The 20,443-nt window shown below is 52.6% G+C and carries 20 protein-coding genes and 1 pseudogene; 11 read left to right on the top strand and 10 right to left on the bottom strand.

The features are described from left to right. Positions 1–47: 47 nt before the first annotated feature. Positions 48–1,496, bottom strand: a complete 1,449-nt coding sequence (gene guaB, locus NIG5292_RS01080; RefSeq protein WP_048597483.1) for an IMP dehydrogenase — start codon at positions 1,494–1,496, stop codon at positions 48–50. 170 nt (positions 1,497–1,666) lie between these two features. On the opposite strand from guaB, the gene NIG5292_RS01075 reads away from it, so the two are divergent. The 9 genes and pseudogenes from NIG5292_RS01075 (at position 1,667) to NIG5292_RS01040 (ending at position 7,533) form a co-directional block, all read left to right on the top strand. Beyond that, complete coding sequence (locus tag NIG5292_RS01075; protein WP_048597482.1) at positions 1,667–2,620, top strand: glucokinase; 954 nt, start codon at positions 1,667–1,669, stop codon at positions 2,618–2,620. A gap of 92 nt (positions 2,621–2,712) precedes the next feature. Next, positions 2,713–3,027 carry an STAS domain-containing protein gene (locus tag NIG5292_RS01070; protein ID WP_048597481.1) on the top strand — a complete coding sequence of 105 codons (315 nt, stop codon included), beginning with the start codon at positions 2,713–2,715 and terminating at the stop codon, positions 3,025–3,027. Further along, positions 3,024–3,392 carry a response regulator gene (locus NIG5292_RS01065; protein WP_048597480.1) on the top strand — a complete coding sequence of 123 codons (369 nt, stop codon included), beginning with the start codon at positions 3,024–3,026 and terminating at the stop codon, positions 3,390–3,392. The genes NIG5292_RS01070 and NIG5292_RS01065 overlap by 4 nt, the downstream gene beginning before the upstream one ends. A gap of 6 nt (positions 3,393–3,398) precedes the next feature. Then, the gene (locus tag NIG5292_RS15095) at positions 3,399–4,505 is read left to right on the top strand and encodes an Hpt domain-containing protein (protein WP_233488134.1); all 1,107 of its coding nucleotides are present in this window, start codon (positions 3,399–3,401) and stop codon (positions 4,503–4,505) included. Positions 4,506–4,541: 36 nt separating this feature from the next. Next, positions 4,542–5,501 (top strand): chemotaxis protein CheA, encoded by a 960-nt coding sequence (locus NIG5292_RS15090; protein ID WP_233488132.1) that lies wholly within the window; start codon positions 4,542–4,544, stop codon positions 5,499–5,501. A 6-nt stretch (positions 5,502–5,507) separates the two neighbouring features. Further along, positions 5,508–5,978, top strand: a pseudogene (locus NIG5292_RS01055) (chemotaxis protein CheW). Position 5,979: 1 nt separating this feature from the next. Continuing rightward, positions 5,980–6,816, top strand: coding sequence for a CheR family methyltransferase (locus NIG5292_RS01050; protein WP_048597479.1), 837 nt, complete (start codon positions 5,980–5,982; stop codon positions 6,814–6,816). 1 nt (position 6,817) lies between these two features. After that, positions 6,818–7,204: a response regulator gene (locus NIG5292_RS01045; protein WP_048597478.1), complete on the top strand. Its 387-nt coding sequence runs from the start codon at positions 6,818–6,820 to the stop codon at positions 7,202–7,204. Between the two features lie 95 nt (positions 7,205–7,299). Beyond that, positions 7,300–7,533, top strand: a complete 234-nt coding sequence (locus NIG5292_RS01040) for a hypothetical protein (protein WP_143081937.1) — start codon at positions 7,300–7,302, stop codon at positions 7,531–7,533. Positions 7,534–7,561: 28 nt separating this feature from the next. On the opposite strand, the gene NIG5292_RS01035 is transcribed toward NIG5292_RS01040, so the two are convergent. The 9 genes from NIG5292_RS01035 to NIG5292_RS00995 form a co-directional block, all read right to left on the bottom strand. Continuing rightward, on the bottom strand, positions 7,562–7,948 hold the full coding sequence (locus NIG5292_RS01035) for a chemotaxis protein CheD (protein WP_143081938.1): 387 nt from the start codon (positions 7,946–7,948) through the stop codon (positions 7,562–7,564). A gap of 209 nt (positions 7,949–8,157) precedes the next feature. After that, complete coding sequence (locus NIG5292_RS14435; protein WP_053084813.1) at positions 8,158–11,181, bottom strand: methyl-accepting chemotaxis protein; 3,024 nt, start codon at positions 11,179–11,181, stop codon at positions 8,158–8,160. Positions 11,182–11,348: 167 nt separating this feature from the next. After that, positions 11,349–12,428: a molybdenum ABC transporter ATP-binding protein gene (gene modC, locus NIG5292_RS01025; RefSeq protein ID WP_048597476.1), complete on the bottom strand. Its 1,080-nt coding sequence runs from the start codon at positions 12,426–12,428 to the stop codon at positions 11,349–11,351. Then, complete coding sequence (gene modB / locus NIG5292_RS01020; protein ID WP_082136586.1) at positions 12,428–13,114, bottom strand: molybdate ABC transporter permease subunit; 687 nt, start codon at positions 13,112–13,114, stop codon at positions 12,428–12,430. The genes modC and modB overlap by 1 nt, the downstream gene beginning before the upstream one ends. Beyond that, the gene (gene modA, locus NIG5292_RS01015; RefSeq protein WP_074842047.1) at positions 13,114–13,857 is read right to left on the bottom strand and encodes a molybdate ABC transporter substrate-binding protein; all 744 of its coding nucleotides are present in this window, start codon (positions 13,855–13,857) and stop codon (positions 13,114–13,116) included. Before modA ends, modB begins: the two co-directional genes overlap by 1 nt. Positions 13,858–13,903: 46 nt before the next feature. Next, a complete protein-coding gene (gene glpK, locus NIG5292_RS01010) occupies positions 13,904–15,388 on the bottom strand; it encodes a glycerol kinase GlpK (RefSeq protein WP_048597473.1) in 1,485 nt (494 codons plus the stop codon). A gap of 71 nt (positions 15,389–15,459) precedes the next feature. After that, entirely contained in the window at positions 15,460–17,010 is a 1,551-nt protein-coding gene (gene glpD, locus NIG5292_RS01005; RefSeq protein ID WP_048597472.1) for a glycerol-3-phosphate dehydrogenase, read from the bottom strand. Between the two features lie 64 nt (positions 17,011–17,074). Further along, positions 17,075–17,797, bottom strand: a complete 723-nt coding sequence (locus NIG5292_RS01000; RefSeq protein ID WP_048597471.1) for an RlmE family RNA methyltransferase — start codon at positions 17,795–17,797, stop codon at positions 17,075–17,077. Further along, positions 17,790–18,899 (bottom strand): Ppx/GppA phosphatase family protein, encoded by a 1,110-nt coding sequence (locus tag NIG5292_RS00995; protein ID WP_048597470.1) that lies wholly within the window; start codon positions 18,897–18,899, stop codon positions 17,790–17,792. Before NIG5292_RS00995 ends, NIG5292_RS01000 begins: the two co-directional genes overlap by 8 nt. Positions 18,900–19,139: 240 nt before the next feature. On the opposite strand from NIG5292_RS00995, the gene NIG5292_RS00990 reads away from it, so the two are divergent. Then, the gene (locus tag NIG5292_RS00990; RefSeq protein ID WP_048597469.1) at positions 19,140–19,478 is read left to right on the top strand and encodes a virulence factor; all 339 of its coding nucleotides are present in this window, start codon (positions 19,140–19,142) and stop codon (positions 19,476–19,478) included. 29 nt (positions 19,479–19,507) lie between these two features. Then, on the top strand, positions 19,508–20,443 hold the full coding sequence (locus NIG5292_RS00985; RefSeq protein ID WP_048597468.1) for a methylenetetrahydrofolate reductase: 936 nt from the start codon (positions 19,508–19,510) through the stop codon (positions 20,441–20,443).

Below are 20,443 nucleotides of genomic sequence, written 5' to 3'. Positions count from 1 at the left end.
TAATCCTCATGTATTATATGAGCATCACCCCATACAGCATTGTTATATCAAGAAACTCTGTAGTTCGGACTTTCGCGCGTGATCTGAACATCATGCACGTGGCTCTCTTTCAGCCCCGCGCCGGTGATCTTCACAAACTCACACCCAGAACGCATCTGCGCGACTGTTGCGGACCCCGTGTAGCCCATGGCAGCGCGCAAACCACCAACCAATTGGTGTACAACTGCGCCCGCAGACCCTTTGTAGGGAACCTGTCCCTCGATCCCTTCTGGAACCAGTTTGTCACTGGCCGCGTCTTTTTGGAAATACCTGTCGGCTGAGCCGCGCGCCATGGCGCCAAGACTACCCATACCGCGGTACGATTTGAACGAACGGCCTTGATACAAAATGACTTCGCCAGGGCTTTCGTCTGTTCCCGCGATCATGCTACCAACCATCGCACAGGACGCGCCTGCCGCGATTGCTTTGGCAAAATCACCAGAAAACTTAATACCACCGTCTGCGATGATCGGGATGTCACCTGCTGCGGCCACACAATCCATGATTGCCGTCAGTTGCGGGACCCCAACACCTGCCACCATGCGGGTGGTACAGATAGATCCCGGGCCAATACCCACTTTGACAGCATCCGCGCCTGCATCTATCAAGGCGCGCGTTGCGGCACCCGTTGCCACGTTACCCGCAACAATTTGTACGTGACCCGCGATTGCTTTGGCGCGGCGCACAGCTTCGGCCACACCGCTTGAGTGCCCGTGGGCCGTATCAATCACGACCATATCAACGCCCGCGTCAATCAACGCCTCGGTCCGCTCAAAACCTGCGTCACCTACAGTTGAAGCGGCAGCAACACGTAAACGCCCCAACTCATCTTTGGTGGCTTGGGGGTTAATGACCGCCTGCTCGCTGTCTTTCAGGGTCAAAAGACCTGTCAGCTTTCCAGCACCATCAACGACCAACAGCTTTTCGATCCGCCGCGAGCGCATCAGGCTGCGCGCTTCTTCCAAATCGGCTGGCTCTTGCAGCATCGCCAAATTATCTGACGTCATCATCACAGAAACAGGCGTATTATCATCCGTTGCAAAACGCATATCGCGGTTTGTGACAATACCAACAACGCGGCCATCACCGTCCGTGACAGGAAAGCCAGTGACGCGGTACCGCTCCATCAACGCCTTTGCATCCGCAAGAGTTTGATCCGCAGTCAAGGTGATCGGGTTATACACAATGCCGCTTTCAAAGCGTTTCACACGGCGCACATCGCGGGCTTGCTCTTCGATGGTCAAATTACGGTGGATGACACCCATACCACCCGCCTGCGCCATCGCAATGGCCATACGGCCTTCTGTGACGGTATCCATCGCAGAGCTTAGCAGCGGAATGTTGAGCGAGATCGATTTCGTTACAAAAGTCGACGTATCAGCCGTGGACGGCAACACATCAGAGGCCGCAGGGACCAACAGAACATCATCAAAGGTGAGTGCCTCGCGAATTTCCATAATTGATCCCCCTAAGGTGCAGCTTGGAATGCTTCGTTTGACAATGCCCTTTCCCACAGATGCACAGATTTGGCCAGAGGAAATTGCGTTACGGGACGGCTTTCAACCGCTTGCCCAACACGCCAGACGAAGGTACGGAGTGCCAAGCATGTTCTAAGGGGCCTTTTGGTATGACAAAATCGAAGTCTGGCATCGATCTGGTTGTGGATATTGGTGGTACAAACACCCGTTGTGGCTTGGCCCGTGACGGTGTTCTGGACGTCTCTACGAACGCGCGTTTTTTGAATGCGGCCCGCGATGGTCTTTCGGGCATTTTGACCGAGTACTTGAGTGCACATAAAGACCAAGACATTAACGGCATTTGCGTAGCACTGGCAGGCCCCATCAAGGACGGTATCGGCACGCTGACAAATCTGTCGTGGATCATCCGCCCGCAAGATTTGATTGATCAGACGAACGCGAAAGAAGCGCATATTATCAACGACCTACAGGCCCAAGGGTACGGGTTGGCAGGATTAGAACCTGAGGCGTTGGCCCCTGTCATTGATGCCCCAACGGCGCCAAACGGAAGTACGAAACTGGTACTGAACGTAGGCACAGGCTTTAATTGTGCGGGTGTTATCACTCTGCGCAACGGTGTGCATGTGGCCGCCGCAGAAAGTGGTCATATCGGCTTGCCCGTGCGTGATGCTCAGGACCTTGATCTTTCAAACCACGTCAAAAGCGCACATGGGTTTGCGGCTGTGGAAGATGTTCTTTCCGGTCGCGGCCTTGAACGTGTTTACACATGGCGCTCGGGCGGCATTGATAAATCCGCAGCCGATCTGATGAATGACGCAGAGAACGGTGATGCAATTGCATTAAAGACAGTGGAAAGTTTTATTCGGATTTTGGGCGCGGTGGCGGGGGATCTCACTCTGATCCACCTGCCCTATGGCGGCGTTTATTTCGTAGGCGGCGTGGCACGCGCCATGAAACCCTATTTTGAGCGTATGGGTTTTGGCGACAACTTTCGTGATAAAGGGCGCTTTGCTACGTTTATGGACGATTTTTCCGTACAGATCGTGGAAGATGACAACGCAGCCATGATCGGCTGTGCGCAATTCCTTAAAAATTCGCGCTAAATTTTAGAAATCAAAGCCACGCCGGAAACCTTTTCTTAACAGAGCACCCGCTACTCCTCAGCCTTAACACGGCACAAAACAGGAGTGATTGCGTGAATACTGGAACAGATTTGGGCGCCCTAGATGGCTCTCAGGCCCCATCCGCCACTCTGACGTTACCTGCCAAGCTGGATTTAGCAGCTTATGAAGGTGTTCTGCAGGGGCTTACAGCCGCCGTCCCGAATATCGCAATTGATGCAAGCGCTGTAGAAAGCGTGGGCACACTGTGCCTGCAAGCCTTAATGGCCGCGCATCAGTCCCACCCTGATAGTTTTTCAATCACAGCAAGCAGCGATGCATTCGCCGCCCAAACAGCGTTTCTAGGCGCACCCTTTGCACAGATTATTCCGCAAGGAGACACGCTATGAGCCTTTCTATTTTGGCCGTCGATGACAGCAAAACCATGCGCGACATGATCGCGCTCACTTTGAATGCTGCCGGTATGACAACAACGCTGGCCGAAGACGGGGTGCACTGGGTTGATACCCTTGAGGCAATGGACCCGCCAGACGCAATTATCTCCGATATCAACATGCCACGCCTTGATGGTTTTGGTTTCATCGAAGCGGTCCGCGCGCGCGAAGCCTTCAAGGGCACGCCAATTTTGGTTCTGACAACCGAAAGCGGTGCAGACCTCAAGGCGCGTGCCCGAAGTGCCGGCGCATCGGGCTGGATTGTGAAGCCGTTCGATCCCGAAAAACTCGTGCGCGCGCTTAAAATGGTTGCGGGGTAAAAGCAGATGACTGACCAACTTGACCCCCTTGCTGAAATTAAGGCCTCGTTCTTTATTGAATGTGATGAGCTGCTCGAAGCGCTCCAAGATGGCCTTGAAACAATGGACAGCCCCGAGCGTTCCGCCGAGACCATCAACGTGGTTTTCCGCGCCGTCCACTCCATCAAAGGGGGTGCGGGTGCATTCGGGCTCAATGATTTGGTCAATTTTGCACATTGCTATGAAAGTGTTCTTGATAATGTGCGCTCTGGCCTTCTTGAACCTGACACCGACATCATGCGCACGTTTTTTCAAGCAGGCGATATATTGCAAGACCTCGTGCGGCTGTCGCGCGATGAATTGCCGATTGAGCCCAGCCTAACAGCGGCAACATTGACAGACCTCGAAGCGCTATTGTCGGACGAAGTTGAAGAAACCGTTGAATTTGCGCCTCTCGTACTCAGCTTTGATCTAGACGAAGACTTCGGATTAGATGATGTCGCGCCAATGCCCGCACAGCATTCATTCACCTTTCAGGCCAGCGCAGAACTCTACGCAAGCGGCAACGAACCCGCTAAACTTTTCCGCGCGCTCACAGAACTCGGGACTGTCACCTGCACACCCGACCTGACGAAGCTGCCGAATTTAGGCGCGTTGGCAAATGCAGAGTGTTTTATACCTTGGCACATTTCTGTCGACACTGATCGTACGTTCGAAGACGTTCTTGAGGTTTTCGATTTCGTTGATGGGCTTTGCACAATTAAGCAAATCACACCACAAACAGACGCCCCACTCCCACTGATCGACCTGCCAGATGTCGCTAGTGCTGCAGAACCTGTAGACCCCGCACCCGACCACATTGAAGAACCGGCTGATGTGAAGCCGGCAGAGCAGCCTTCTACCGAACCAGACGGCAAGAAAGTAGCAGCACCCAAAGCGACGGTCCGCGTGGATGTGGACCGTATCGACAGGCTGGTTAACCTTGTGGGCGAATTGGTTATTAATCAGTCGATGCTGTCTCAAAGCATCGTGTCAGCACAGGCTTCAAACTCCACGGAGGTCGACGCAGGCCTTGAGGAATTCATGCGCCTTACCCGCGACATCCAAGACAGCGTGATGATGATCCGCGCGTAACCCGTCAAATCCTTATTCCAAAGGATGTCACGGATTGTGCGTGAAAGTTCAGCGGCAGTGAAAAAATCTGTCAAATTGATCACCGAAGGTGACGACACAGAAGTCGACAAAACGGTCATTGAGCGGCTTGCAGACCCTCTTACCCATATGATCCGAAACGCCGTTGATCATGGGCTTGAGGCGGCTGAGACACGCGTTGCGAACGGCAAAGCAGAGCAAGGTGTCGTCCGCCTACGCGCAGCGCATCGCTCGGGTCGCGTTGTGATTGAGGTGAGTGATGACGGTGGCGGCATCAACCGCGACCGCGTGAAGCAGATCGCTATTGAAAAGGGTCTCATTCCAGAAAATGTTCTGCTGAGCGATACTGAAATTGACAATTTGCTGTTTATGCCGGGGTTCTCTACGGCAGCCGAAGTGTCAAATCTGTCGGGCCGTGGTGTCGGGATGGATGTCGTTCGAAGCGCCATCCAAAATCTTGGCGGACGTATCACGATCACTTCGGTGCCTGGACAGGGCACGACATTTTCCATCAGCCTGCCGCTTACCCTCGCCGTTCTTGATGGCATGGTGATCGATGTTGCCGGACAGTCCGTAGTGATGCCCCTGGCCGCGATCAGCGAAACCATGATGCTTGGGCCAGATGAGCTTAAGCCGCTTGGAGCAAATAGCATGCTGGTGCAGGTCAGAGAGCGCTTTTTGCCGCTTATTGATCTTGCGGAAAAACTTGGGTTCAGCCCGAAACGCACAGATTTCAAGAATTGTATCGCGCTGCTTATTGCCAATGACGACGGTCAAGAAGCGGCAATCGTGATTGATGCAATCCAAGATCAAAGGCAGGTCGTCATCAAAGGGTTGCAGGATGCTTACGGCAATATTCCAGGCGTCGCCGCTGCAACGATCTTAGGGGACGGCAAGATAGCTCTAATCCTTGATCCAGGCGACATCGTTGTGCGCGGCATAGATCATACGGACACAGCACAACCGCAAAGCGCATAATTGGAGATGACCATGGACCAAAAGACCCCCTCCCAAACCGGGCGCGAAATTGAACTTTTGTCGTTTAAAGTGAACGATCAAGAATATTCGCTTGATATCATGTCAGTGCGTGAAATTCGTGGGTGGAGCAAAGCAACGCCTCTGCCGCATTCGCCGCCCTACATGCAAGGCGTGATTAATCTGCGCGGAAGTGTCCTGCCTATCGTAGACCTGTCCATTCGGTTCGGCTTGGCCGAACGCGAGGTAAGCCCGCGTGACGTGATCATCGTTGTGAACGTTGACTAACAAACGGTCGGCCTGCTGGTAGACGCAGTCGTTGATATTCTTTCCATCAATACGGATGCAATCGACCCACCGCCCGAAATGGGTGACAACACAACACGGTTTGTGGATGGGCTAATTATCCAAAATGACCGCATGATACGCTTGCTAAGTCTGAAAGCGGCTGTCCCAGCAAAAGAAACGAACGTGGCATAACATGACATCGGAAACGCGCACAGCGCTGCTTACTGATGCGCATTTCGACGCGGTTGCCGCAATGATGTATGCACGAACGGGAATTGTACTGGAAACGGCCAAGAAGCCGATGGTGCAATCCCGTTTGGCCAAGAGGTTGCGCGCGACAGGGCTATCCAATTTCTCCGAATATCTCAAAAATGTTGAAGATGCTGAAGGGGAAGAGTTTGGGCAGATGTTAAGTGCGCTCACAACGAATGTGACACGGTTTTTCCGCGAACCACATCATTTTGACTACCTTATTGGAGAGTACCGAACGAAGTTGGAAGCTAGGCTCAAACAGTCCGAGCCTTTGCGCATTTGGTCAGCCGGCTGCTCCACAGGTGAAGAGCCGTACTCAATCGCAGGGCTCCTCTTGAACGAATTTGGGCCGCAGTCCAACTTTCGTATTCTGGCTACTGACATTGATCCACAAGTGGTCGAACGGGCCAGAACTGGTGTTTACAGTCCTATAGATCCGGCATCTGCATTTGGGCGCGTAAACAAAACGCTCTTTGGAAACGACGTTGGTCTGTCTTCAGAAACTGTCTCAGCGAACGTTCGCAAACACATTGTTTTCGGAACTCTTAATTTGATTTCTGATTGGCCAATGACCAAACAGTTTGACCTGATCTTTTGCCGAAATGTCGTCATTTATTTCGACGCAGCCATACAGGCGCGTTTGTGGCCGCGTTTTCAAGCCGCTCTAAAGCCCGATGGGATCTTGTTTTTAGGACACTCAGAGCGGCTTGATGACCCCCACCAGCTCGGCTTTGAAGCGGTTGGCACAACTATTTATAAATCAAATTCACGAGGCTAGTATGGCACTTAGAGACCAAATTCGCGTTATGATCGTTGACGACATGTCGACAAGTCGCGGCCTTCTTGCACAAAGCCTCGACGGTTTTGGCATTCGGCAAGTGCTATCCGCACCGGACGGAAAAACAGCGCTAGCAATGATTGCTAAGACGCCCGTCCACCTTGTTTTGTCGGACTACAATATGCCTGAAATGGACGGGCTGCACCTTTTGCATGCTCTGCGCAGTAACCCTGCGACGAAGGGAATTGGCTTCATTTTGATCACTGGCACGACGAACCCTCAGGTGATTGAGCACGGCAAAAAGCTTGGCATGAACAACTTTATCAAGAAGCCATTTCAAAACGCCGATCTATTGAAGTGCATTGAACAAGTTACGGGCCGTCTTTAATGCGGGCTGAGCTAACCCAAATAGAGCTGATTGCAGCAATAGCGACCCTAAATCACGCACTCAAAACCTGCCTTGATAATATCGAGGCGGGCTTCATGAGTTTACCCGAGCCTCATCAGTTACAGGCGGGCATCACGCAGCTGCAGGAAATAGACCGCGCACAACAGATCAATACTGATATCGCATCAATCGTGGTACTTTTGAATGCTAACTCAGTGATAAAAGTTTCTGAAGTCTTACAGTCTGTGAAGCTGGAAATCAGCCTTGTTGCACTGGGTCTGAAGGATACACCCAACCGCGCAACAAACGGCGCAGTTGAGCTTTTTTAACCACTCTCTGCAAAAGCGCAGCTGCGTTTCAAAATAGCTCAACATCACCCACATCCTTCATAACTGAACGCGGAATACGCGGTGGCGCGACGACAATATCTTCGACGAATTTCATCTTTACGCGACCTGTCGTAGGCCAGAAATGAACCCGTCGCGCTTTGTCACCACCAAGACTGCTAGCATCCACGTCGATACCTTCGCGTTGCAAATAGCTTTCCGCAAAAGCTCCGTTCGTCTCACCAACCGTCGTCAAGCCACGCGTAATTTGCGCACCGCCAAATAATTTAGCATGAAGATTTGTACGAACGGCACCGGCCTTCAATGTTGCATTGATCAGCCGTTCAATTTCATTTGTCGAGGCACGAATACCATTGGGATCATTAAGAAGTTTTCCTGCCAGCAGCATATGGTTCATACCACCAACACCTGTCTCGGGATCAAATAGGCAAACCGAAACACACGAGCCCAACAACGTTGAGATGCATTCCAAAGGCCTTGCTGATACTTTAATTTCACCCTGGATGAGTGGCACGACTACAGCATCACGTTGACCGCGCGCTCCAATTCCGGAGCGCGCGGTCACTGAGCCGGACCTTTGAGGATTTAGGGGCGAACGGATCACTCCTAGAATTCCTCCCAACCATCATCGAGCACGGCCTCACCGGTCTCACCAACGGCCATCGGACGTTTGGTTTCAATGGCTTGCTTCACGGTTCTATTCGGTTGCATGTCCACAACGTTTTGTACGCCTTTGGTTGTGACAAATTTTGCCATAGATGCGCGCAAGGCGTTTGCCTGTTGTGTCAAAGAATGGCTGGCAGCCGTGGTCTCTTCAAACATCGCAGCGTTTTGTTGAGTCACTTGGTCCAACTCGTTGATGGCACTGTTAATCTCGGCAAGGTTGCCAGATTGCTCTTGCGCGGATTGTGCAATTTCACTGACGTGCTCTGCGATTGTCTTGACGGACTGGACCAGCCCCGTTAGCGCAGTCCCCGTATTGCCGACCAACCCAACACCCTTTTGAACTTGGGTAGTACTCTGGGCGATCAAATCGTTGATTTCTCGTGCGGCGTCAGAAGATCGCTGTGCGAGCGCACGCACCTCTGAGGCAACAACTGCGAACCCGCGTCCTGCATCACCCGCTCGCGCCGCCTCAACGCCGGCATTGAGAGCCAGTAAGTTGGTTTGAAATGCGATATCCTCGATTACTCCGCTGATTTTCGAAATTTGACCCGATGAACTTTCAATTTCACCCATCGCGACGACAGCTTGTTGAACCACCTCACCGCTTTCTTCAGCGTTTGTACGTGCCTCAATAACTACATCGCTGGCCGTTTTTGCGCCTTGTGCAGCAGAAGCCACGGATGTTGTCAGTTCATCAAGTGCCGCTGCAGTTTCTTCCAAAGATGCTGCCTGCCGTTCCGTGCGTTGTGACAAGCTGTCTGCAGCACTCGAAATTTCAGCGGCCTCACCGCGAATGGTCTCGGCATTTTCGCCAACGCCTGCAATAGCGTTCATCAGCGTTTCACAGGTACGGTTGAAGTTGTCGCGCAACATTTCGTAGTCTTCATGGAAGGGTTCATGCAAACGCACCGTCAATTCGCCATCAGCCAAGCGGTCCAGACCCATTTTCAGAGCGTCAACAACCTGCTTTTGCGCTTGTGCTGTCTCTTTACGCGCTGCCTCTGATACTGCAATCGCTTGCTGCACTTTGGTTACGTCGTTGGCGAGCAGTACAACTTGACGGACGTCATCATCTTGGTCACGTACAAAATGGAAGCCACCCTCAAAGTTGACGGTATGACCACTACTGAGAGTCAATTCAAACAGCCCCATGTAGCCGCCTGATGCAATAACATCTTGCCAACGCAATGCTCTGTTATCCGCAAGATCACGGAAGTTCGCAAAGAATCCGTTACGCATTCCCTCCTCACCAACGGCGTTCTTATAGATCTCATTGGCTGAAATAATGTCACCAGTTGGCGTCAGTTCAACTTTCGCCTGCTGCTGTTCGATTGCGTCAAGAATTGCCGCAGTTGTACGTCGTTCAGTTACATTACCAACTTCAACAACTATGCCCATAACTTCGTCATTCTCACCGATGATATCATTCATCGTCACAGAAATTTGCTGATCTTCGTGGGACACGTCCAGTTTCGTGGGAAAGCTCGACGTCTTGGTGACTGCATCTTCGAGGAATGGCGCAAGCTTTGCGATAGGTTGATCCAGATCATCTTCGTCGCAGTTCAATCCGAGGGTTCCAAGCAACTCAAAGAAACTCTCGTTGGCGTAGACCACATGCTTCTGACCGTTCATAACAAACATCGCTCCAGAGCCGCTTTGAAAGGCAGCGCCTTTCAGCATCGCTTCCAGTTGTTGTTCCTCGGCGGAGCCAAGTTTTGTCCTGAATTCATCAAGAGTTCCCGCGATTTGACCAATTTCATCACCGCGCGATAGCCCGCGAACAGTCGTGTCATAGTCACGGCCTGCAACGCGGCGCATGTCGCTTGCCACATGGAGCAATGGTTTACTCACAGAGCGAGCCAAGAAAAAGCCGATCACAACAATAATCGCCAATGTCGCCGCAACTTGCACGATTAGGCTGTTGCGCAATTCAGCCGCACGTTCAAAAACCTCTGACATGCGCGAGACAACCACCATTTTCCACGTTGTTCCATGAAAGTTTAGCGTAGCTTTTCCGACAAGAACGGGCTCGCCAAAAAAGACGGCTTGCAGCACGGAAGCTTCGGAATTGTTAAGCCGTTCGAGGGCTGTTTCATCTAGAGCTGCTTGGAGCGGGACTTGGTCAGCAAATGTTCTCGGCTGGGTTTTCAACTCACCGTCAGAGCTAAGAAGAAACGCATCGCCAGTCTCACCAAGACCGGCTGAATCGGTCAAAAGGGCTGCAACTTTATCGGTCGGCAATTGTAACACGACCGCACCGGCCATATTTCCAAATTGTGAGTAAATGGGCCGCCCAACAAAACTTGCTGGCGCACCCGCGCTTGGGGCGTATGGCTCAAAATCTGTGAATGCAGCAGTCTCGCTCAACTCACCATTAGCAATCTGAACAACTTTCTGAAAAGCTACGCTCAGCCCTGATGACTTATACGGGCCAGTAAGAATGTTCGTGGCAAAATCAGCCTCTTTTTCCACCGAGTAGATCACATTGCCGGAATTATCGATCAAGAACAGGTCGTAGTAACCGCCCCGCTCGCCAAGCGTACGCAAAACCGGATGGTGGCTTTGGTGGGCTTGGCTATACCGCCCGCCAGTTTTCAACACCTCAAGCTTGTCGCGGTCGCCCAAAGCAAAAGGGTTTTCATCAATAAACTGCCGCTGAAGTGCTGCAGTTGCAGAACCCTCTGAGCTCAGCCCCGACCACGCATAGGAAAAATCTTCAAGCGCCGTAACCGCCGCCGACGCCTCTGCGATCGTCTCCAACTCTTTGTCGACGCCCTCCAACCAAAGGTCGAGTTTGGACCGACGATCAGCAGCAAGACCCGTCAATCGTAATTCGGCGTCTTTCAGCAACACCTCGCGCGTGTCGTGATACGAAAAAAACGAAGTAATCGTAAGTGAAACGGCGGCCAGCAGCACCATCGCAATTGGCAGCCAAGTTGAGATATTGATCTTTTTCAAGCCCATGCGGAAAACCCTTTTTTGCTCAAATATATGGCCCAGAGATATCGGAGCCTTTGTGCAAGCGTTGACCGTCAGACATGAAAAAAGGCTTAAAGAGGCGCCATCAAATGCGGTGCTCTAGACCATAAATGAATAAAATTTGAGGAACTATGCGCCTATGAACGCGGTGGCTATGAAATTTGGGGATCAGTTAACGACAGAGACTTAACGACCAGCCAACACGCTGCGCCCACCTCAAGTGCGAGGGCTTGCAATGATCGGTTTGTCACAAAAGCTAGGATGTGATCACTGCCACATTTTAGGTCAACCACAACGCCGCGCGCGCCTGCGGGCGTGATACTAACGATGGATCCATGCCAAATATTGAGCGCGCTTAACCCAATCGGTTTCTCCCGCGAAATCATCACGTCCTTTGCAAGGACCCGTATACGCACATCCGCGCCGACTTTAGTCTCAATTTGGGCCAACATCGCGGACCCTGCGGATGTAGCAATCTCGGTGATGCCATCAGGATGATGTGCAACGACATGACCATTAATAACAGCACCGGTTTGAGACGGGCCAAAGAACTGTGACAATTCAGGATTGGCCAAGACATCAGCCAGCGCTCCCTGCTTCACCACGCGGCCTTCATCAATCAAGGCAACATCATCAGCAAGTCGGACAACATCGTTCAAATCGTGACTTACAAGGATCATCGGCAAAGAAAGCTCGCGTTTAAGGCGCAGCAGGTACGGAATAATTTCTTCCCTCCTTGCTTGATCAATTCCGGCAAGCGGCTCGTCCAAAAGTAGCGCACGAGGCTGAGATAAAATTGCCCTGCCAATGGCAACGCGCTGCGCCTCGCCACCGGATAACGTTGCGGGGCGCTGGTGCAAGACGCGTTCAAGGCCTAGCAGATCAACCACCTCTTCAAACGCGCCATTAAGTTTTTTTGCGCGACCAAACTGTTCAGCATAGCGAAGATTTCCATCAACGGTCATATGCGGGAACAAACGCGCGTCTTGGTAGATTACCCCAAGCCGTCTGCGGTGCGTTGGAACACGAATTGACTGCGTTGTGTCGAGCAGTGTTTTACCTGCCGCTTTCAAGACAGCGAACTCTGGAGCAAAACTCCCCTCAAGCGCTTTGATCAGCGACGTTTTGCCAGCGCCGGACGGTCCAAAAAGCGCCAGAACGCGGGCATCCGAGCGAACATGCACATCAAGACTGGCCGCGTTGAATTGATGCCGTACCCGCAGATCAAACATCACAGGCCGTGCTTTCTCATCCAGCGTCCGAGCAGTTCACTGGCCGCGAGTGCGACGACAGACAATAGAACTGATATTCCGACCAACCACATGACTACGGGCTCACCATTCGGGATTTGTAAGAAGTTGTAGATTGCAGACGGGATGGTTTGAGTTTGACCTGGAATGCTTGCAACAAATGTTATTGTGGCACCAAATTCACCAAGTGCCTTGGCAAATCCAAGTATGGCGCCCGCCAATACGCCAGGTGCGATCAGCGGCAATGTGATTGTCAGAAAACATATTATTTTTGAAGCCCCAAGGCTGGCTGCCGCCGCCTCAAAACCTTTGTCAGATGCGTCAAGCGCTTGCTGGATTGCACGGACCATAAGGGGAAACCCCATGATCGCCGCAGCCAGCACTGCCCCGGTCCAGCGAAAGGCGAAAACAATCCCCAAGTCAGCGAGCAGCGAACCGACATAACCGTTTGAGCCAAACATCAAAAGTAGCGCGTAGCCCGTCACAACTGGCGGCAAAACAAGGGGAAGGTAAACAACAACAGTCAACAACCCCCTGCCCCAAAAGACCACACGCGTGAGTAGATATGCCACAAGAACGGCCACCGGCAACGCACAAACCGTAGCAACGCTTGCTACTTTTAGAGACAGCCAAACGGCTTGCCAAACCTGCGGCGAGACCTCGGCCATCATGGCGTTTCAAATCCCATATCTAACAGAATTCTCTGCGTTTCAGGCCGCAATAGAAAATCCACAAAATCGCTACCCGCTTGCGTCAAAGCCAAGGCCGGATACTCAATAGGATCGTGCAAATTCTCATCAAACAAAGCGACTTTATAAACACCCTTGGTGATACTTAATGCATCCGTTAAGTAAACGATCCCAAGAGGCACTTCGCCACGTCTGACGAAATTCAGCACGCCCTGCACGCTAGATGCCTCAACAAGTGTATCTTGCACATCATCCCATATACTTAGCCGCTCAAGCGCTTGCCGCGCATAAATTCCGGCGGGCACAGCTTGGGTTAACCCTACCGCTAATCGCCCCCCCCGAAGCGCCGCGTTCCAGTGCTGCGGGTCGTTCAGCTCAAATGAACCAAGCTCCGTCGCGCTTACCAAAACCAAACGGTTCTTTGCGATTATTGCTCTTGCTTGCACGACAAGGCTTTCGTCGTTTTGAAGCACATCGGCCCAAGTAATATTTGCAGACACAAACACATCGGCCTGTGCGCCTTGCTGAATTTGCCGAACGTTTGTGGCCGTGCCAGCAAACGACACAGAGACACGCCCCCCCGTCTCAGTCTCATATAGCGGGACGAGTTTATCAAAAACGGGCTTGAGGCTTGATGCGGCAAATACGGTGATCTGATCGGCACGCAGCGATGTCGCAACGCTGATGAAAACACACACTGCTATGCAAAAGGCTCTGATCATTGGCGCACCGTAGTGTTCAACAACTGGCAGGCCAAGCAGAAACGGCTTAGCTCAATGTCCGGCGAACGGCGTCTTTCCATCCCGCATATTTCTGCGATCTATCATTATCAGTCATTTTTGGCTCAAACCGACGATCAAGCGCCCAATTGTCAGCAAATCCTGCTTGGTCCGGATAAATGCCGGCCTGCATTCCCGCAAGCCAAGCTGCACCAAGTGCAGTGGTTTCCAAAACCTCGGGGCGGTCAACTTGCGCCCCAATGATGTCCGCCAAAAACTGCATGGTCCAGTCTGAGGCGCTCATCCCGCCATCAACCCGCAAAACAGCCGCCTCTGCACCGCCGCTCCAATCCGCAGTCATTGCTTCAAGTAGATCACGCGTTTGATAGCCCACACTTTCAAGGGCCGCGCGTGCAAACTCTGCCGGTCCCGAACCACGGGTCAAACCAAAAATCGCGCCACGGCAATCCGCATCCCAATACGGCGCACCAAGTCCGGTGAACGCGGGCACAAGATAAAGCGGCTGCGTTTCATCTGCGGCCTCAGCCAATGCTTGGGTTTCACTTGCCTCACGTATCATTTTGGCACCGTCACGCATCCATTGAACAACGGCGCCAGCGATAAATATAGACCCTTCAAGGGCGTAGGTCGGCGCGCCGTTAAGCTGATACGCAATTGTGCTCAAAAGTCGGTTTTCACTGCGGACAAGTGTCTCGCCTGTATTCAAAAGGGCAAAGCAGCCAGTGCCATACGTCGACTTAAGCATACCGGGTTTGAAACACGCCTGCCCTATGGTCGCCGCTTGTTGATCTCCCGCAACTCCAAGAATTGGAAGGGGTTTTCCAAACAGATCGGCGCGCGTGTCTCCGAAATGCACCGCACTATCCTTAACAACGGGCAGCATTTCCATCGGGATATCAAGCAGCGAACAGATGTCCGCGTCCCACTGTCCGTTGCGAATGTCATAAAGCATGGTGCGAGCAGCATTTGTGGCGTCTGTTACATGGGACGCACCGCCTGTGAGCTTCCAGATGATAAAGCTATCGACAGTCCCAAACAGCAACTTACCGTTTTTGGCCGCCTCACGCGCACCCTCACTTTCGTCCAATATCCATTTCAGTTTTGTGGCACTAAAATAGGGATCAAGCAGCAATCCCGTCCGCTCGGTAATGAGTGCTTCATGCCCATCGGCCTTCAGAGCCTGACAAAGCGCAGATGTCCGACGGTCCTGCCAGACAATTGCGTTTCCAAGCGGCTGACCTGTCTCTTTATCCCAAACCACTGTTGTTTCACGCTGATTTGTGATGCCGATCGCAACAATATGATCTGCGGATATATCAGCCTTTTCCATGACCGAACGGCAAACCGCAGCTGTACTCGACCACAGATCCATAGGGTCATGTTCGACCCAGCCAGAGTGCGGGAAATGCTGTGGGAATTCTTCTTGGGCTGTGGCTTGGCGCTGCATATTTTCGTCAAACAGGATAGCACGGCTTGATGTGGTACCCTGATCAATTGCCATAATATATCGCATGTTACGCTCTCCCTTTTTATCCGCCTTTTCGACGCTAATGAGACACCTGTCCGCCCCATAAAACAACTTAATTACAGCTGGTTATCTACAAACCACGCATCAATTGCGGACACTTGTTCTGCACTTAATCGCAGACCAAGCTTTGTGCGCCGCCAAACGGCATCCTCGGCACATGTTGCAAACTCAGCATCTCGCATCCACCGCAATTCGGCCTCTGTCAACGTTGCCCCAAAATCGGTGCCTAGATCATCAATCGTTTTGGCATCACCCAAAACATCCCGCGCTTCGGTTCCATAGGCGCGGATCATTCGCAGTGCCCAACGATCATCCAAGAACGGATATGCAGTCTGCAAATCTGTCACCAAATCTTGCACGCCATTTACGGGAAAGTCCCCCCCAGGCATCGGAACACCTGCGGTCCAATCGCCACTCATCTTCGGAAAAATATCTGTCAGCTTGGCCAAAGCGTGTTTAGCCAGTTTCCGGTAGGTCGTAATTTTCCCACCGAAAATGTTCAAAACAGGGGCAGCCGTTTCATCAAGGCTGAGGACATAATCACGGGTGGCTGCCGTAGCACTTGTCGCGCCGTCATCATAAAGCGGCCGAACACCGGCATATGTCCACACTACGTCTTCTTTGGTGATGTCCTGCTTTACGTAGCCGTTCACAAAATTGATCAGATAGTCGCGTTCTCCATCACTGATCTGCGGACGAGTGTCCGCACTGTCATGGTCCGCATCCGTTGTGCCGATCAAAGTGAAGTCAGTTTCATAGGGGATGGCAAAGATAATGCGGCCGTCTTCACCTTGAAAAAAGTAGCATTTATCGTGGTTAAACAGCCGCTTGGTGACAATATGCGAGCCGCGGACAAGGCGTACACCTTCGGTCGTGTTTTGCCGAATTGTGCCCCGGATAATGTCCTCAACCCAAGGACCGCCAGCGTTGACCAGGCATTTGGCGTGATACACCTGTCCACCTTCAACAGTTACTTTCCAATGATCGTCAAAACGATCCGCAGAAAGGACTTTGGTGCGCGGCATAATGTTGGCGCCGCGTGCTTGGGCATCACGGGCATTAAGGATCACAAGACGGCTGTCCTCAATCCAGCAATCGCTGTATTCAAACGCTTTGGCAAAACGGTCATCGAGGGGCGCACCCACAGGGTCCGTCTTCAGATCAACAGTTTTCGTAGCAGGCAAAAGTTTTCGCCCACCCATGTTATCATAAAGAAATAGCCCAACCCGGATCAGCCAAGACGTTCTTCGTCCCTTCATCCACGGCATCACAAAACTGAGCAGTTTCGACGTGGGGGTATTGCCTTCAAACCGCATGTCACGGTGAAACGGCAGCACAAAACGCATGGGCCAAGAGATATGCGGCATCGCACTTAGTAAGATTTCACGCTCGATCAGTGCTTCTTTTACCAAGCGGAATTCGAAAAACTCAAGGTACCGCAGCCCGCCATGGAACAGTTTGGTCGATGAGGACGATGTGGCCCATCCAAGGTCATTCATCTCCGCAAGCGCCACGTTAAGCCCGCGCCCTTGGGCATCACGCGCAATGCCGCAGCCGTTCACGCCACCGCCAATAATAAACAAATCGTAAAGTGTATCGTCAGCCAAGTTACCACTCCTACCCCTTAAATGAGAGCGCTAACAAACTGTGCAGACGCTCGCAAGTCCGAGCTTAATGCGCACCGCCTCTGAAGCCCGTTGCGACGACAAATTTCTCTGAACTATCGGAACGTGACGCAGGCGGTTTCACATTGTGGACCTTCGTGAATTGCTGCTTCAACAATTTCTGCAGATCACCCTCCGCACCACCGGCAAGCACTTTGGCGACAAACGTCCCCCCCTCATCAAGCACATCGAACGCAAAATAAGCAGCCGCTTCGCACAGCGCCATGATGCGTAGGTGGTCCGTCTGTTTGTGACCGGAACTGGACGCCGCCATATCGGACATAACCACGTCCGCCTGCCCGCCAAGCCAACCTTTGACTTTGTCATCGGCACCGTCTTCAAGAAAATCCAAAACGTGCAACTCGCAGCCGGCGATCGGCTCGACTTGTTGCAAATCAATCCCCAGAATTGTGCCTTGGCGTTTGCCGGCGCGATCTCCCATGGCGTTAACCCGTTTGGTCGCGACCTGACACCACCCACCAGGCGCACAGCCCAAATCAACGACGCGCGCGCCCGGCACCAAAAACCGGAACTTATCATCAAGTTCCAGTATTTTATAAGCCGCACGACCACGATATCCATCCGCCTGGGCGCGCTTTACATAGGGATCGTTGAGTTGGCGCTGCAACCACAGCGTCGACGACATCCGCCGCCCACGTGCTGATTTGACTTTTACTTTCAGGTCCCGCTGTCCGCGTCCTGACGTATTTTCACCGGGTTTTTTAACCATAAGTCACGTCCTCCAGAACGCCATCTTGAGACATCTGTGCATAAAGCAACCCTTCGCGCAAACCACGGTCCGCAACAGACAACCGGTCCGTTGGCCACGAGCGCAACAAGGCCTGCAAAATCGCCGAGCCTGACATGATCAGCGCGTGCCGATCACGGCCAATGCGCGGGTCGTTGCGGCGGCCTTCTGGCCCCATTGAAAGGTAGTCTCGTATCACAGCATCAATTTCATCGGACGTCATTCGCATGCCGTCCACTTTCGAGCGGTCATAACGCCGCAATCCCAAATGTGAAGCGGCGACTGTAGTTACAGTGCCGCTGGTGCCAATAATCTGAAACCCTTCGCGGGACTGTTCTTCGGCATAGGGCGCAAACGGCGCAAGATTTTCCTCAAAAAACCAAGACATAAGCGCAAAACACGCCGCATCATCGGCCACATCGCTAAATTGCTCGCGTAGCGTCGCGACACCCAAAGGCACGGAGATCCAGTCAACAACACGGGCACCGCCTGCAAATTCAAACCCCTGATGCAGCGCCATAATGGCTTGAGCGCGGGAATTTGGTTCAACTTGCGACAAATCAATCCAAACCAATTCCGTCGACCCACCGCCGATATCAACCACCAAAAGCTGTTCGGTTTTGCGCGACACAAGCGGCGCACAGGAGATAACTGCCAAGCGGGCCTCTTCCTCAGGCGCAATAATATCAAGGCTAAGTCCCGTTTCACGTTTGATGTAGCGGATGAAATCCTGTGCATTGCCAGCACGCCTGCACGCTTCTGTAGCGACAAGCTTCATCCGCTTGACTCCATGCTTTTTAAGCTTTTGCTTACAGATGCGCATAGCCTGCACCGTACGCGCCATGGACGCGCGGCTTAGCTTTCCGCTGCTCTCAAGCCCCACCCCAAGCTGGACGGATTTCGAGAAACTATCCACGATGCGGAATTGAGCGCCGTCGGGGCGCGCAATCAGCATGCGGCAACTGTTCGTGCCCAGATCAAGTGCTGCATATAGCGGCGCTTTGTCCGAGCCCTTTCTTCGAGGCGCGGGTCGTTCTACCAATTTCGGGACCGCGGCCGCACCAGAGGGACGCAGTGGCGTCATCATAAACGCCTTTCATATCAAGTTACCTTCACCATAAACCCGCATCCCGCCCCGCGCAAGAATTGCCTGCATAAAGATGATGTATAATTCTCAACGGTACTGCCCTCGCAGAGGTGTTGGTCAGCGGATATGTAAATTGAATGAAAGTCGCATGGCGCGCACATCATGTCGAAAACAAGCGTCGTTTTTTGAGCGCGCTGCGCGAGTGTCACGTAACACCTTAACGGAGGGCGGAATCACATGGCCGAAGTCACAATCGTTTATTGGCGCGACATGCCTGCACAGGTTATCGTTGGTAAAGGCCGGCGCGGTACAAAACTGCCTTTGCCCGAACGGTTCGAGCAAGCCATTGACCGGGCAGCGATGAAATCTGGTGCGGCGGAAAGTGATGACTATTTGGCCGAATGGCACAAAGCGCCCCCCTACACCGTTGAAGGCACAGATGCAGATGTTGCAGAAGCCGAGGTTGCACGCATTGATGCGGAATACGACCAAGCCCGCCTGAAACAACTTATCGATGCAGATGGCTGGGCACCGGCACATGACGCCGCCCAAAACACCGCACAAGCGGCCCAGTAGACGCAGCCCAGTTAGACGGAGACACCACAATGGCCCTTTTGAACTTTGGACGCAAAGAAGCGTCGGCACCCGCCCCCGTCAATCCGGTTCTGGAAAGTTTCCTTCAAGACTTCTCAATTGAAGTCATGCCGCGCACGGCTGAGAAAATTGAAGATTTTCGCGCTTTGCTGCCGCAAAAAACACGGGTGTATATCGCGCATATTGAAGGCACGCCCATCGAAGATATGGTTGCCACCGCCGCGCGTCTGAACGGCCAAGGTTTTGATGTCATGCCGCATTTTCCTGCGCGCATCATCAAAGATACCGCCACGCTCAAAGACTGGATCGCGCGCTACCAAGGTGAAGCGAATGTGAACCAAGCGCTTTTGCTTGCCGGTGGCGTCACCACACCACACGGCGATTTTGACAGCTCAATGCAGCTTCTTGAAACTGGCGCATTTGGCGAGGCTGGCTTTAAACGCCTTCACGTCGCGGGCCACCCTGAGGGCAACAAGGACATTGACCCCGACGGCAGCATGAAGAACGTCACGCAAGCCCTTGAATGGAAGCAAAAGTTTGCTGAAAGCTCTGATGCTGACATGGCTCTTGCCACGCAGTTCTGCTTTGAAGCAAAGCCTGTGATCGCATGGGCAAATGATCTGGCTGAGGCTGGCATCAACATCCCGATCCACATTGGCGTGGCTGGGCCTGCAAAACTTCAGACACTGATCAAATTTTCTATCGCCTGCGGTGTGGGCGCGTCTTTGCGGGTGTTACAAAAACGCGCCAAAGACGTAACCAAGCTGCTGCTGCCGTTTGAGCCAACAGAATTTCTGACTGAACTGGCCGAACACAAAGCCGCAAACCCGAATTTCAACATCACACACGTCCACTTCTTCCCGCTGGGCGGCATCAAAACAAACGCAACATGGGTCACCGAAAACGGTGGCGCAGCTGGCACACCTAACCTTAACGCACAGGACTAA

This window comes from Nereida ignava (assembly GCF_001049735.1).
GTDB classification, from domain to species: Bacteria; Pseudomonadota; Alphaproteobacteria; order Rhodobacterales; family Rhodobacteraceae; genus Nereida; species Nereida ignava.
This window is presented reverse-complemented; position numbering and strand designations above follow the sequence as displayed.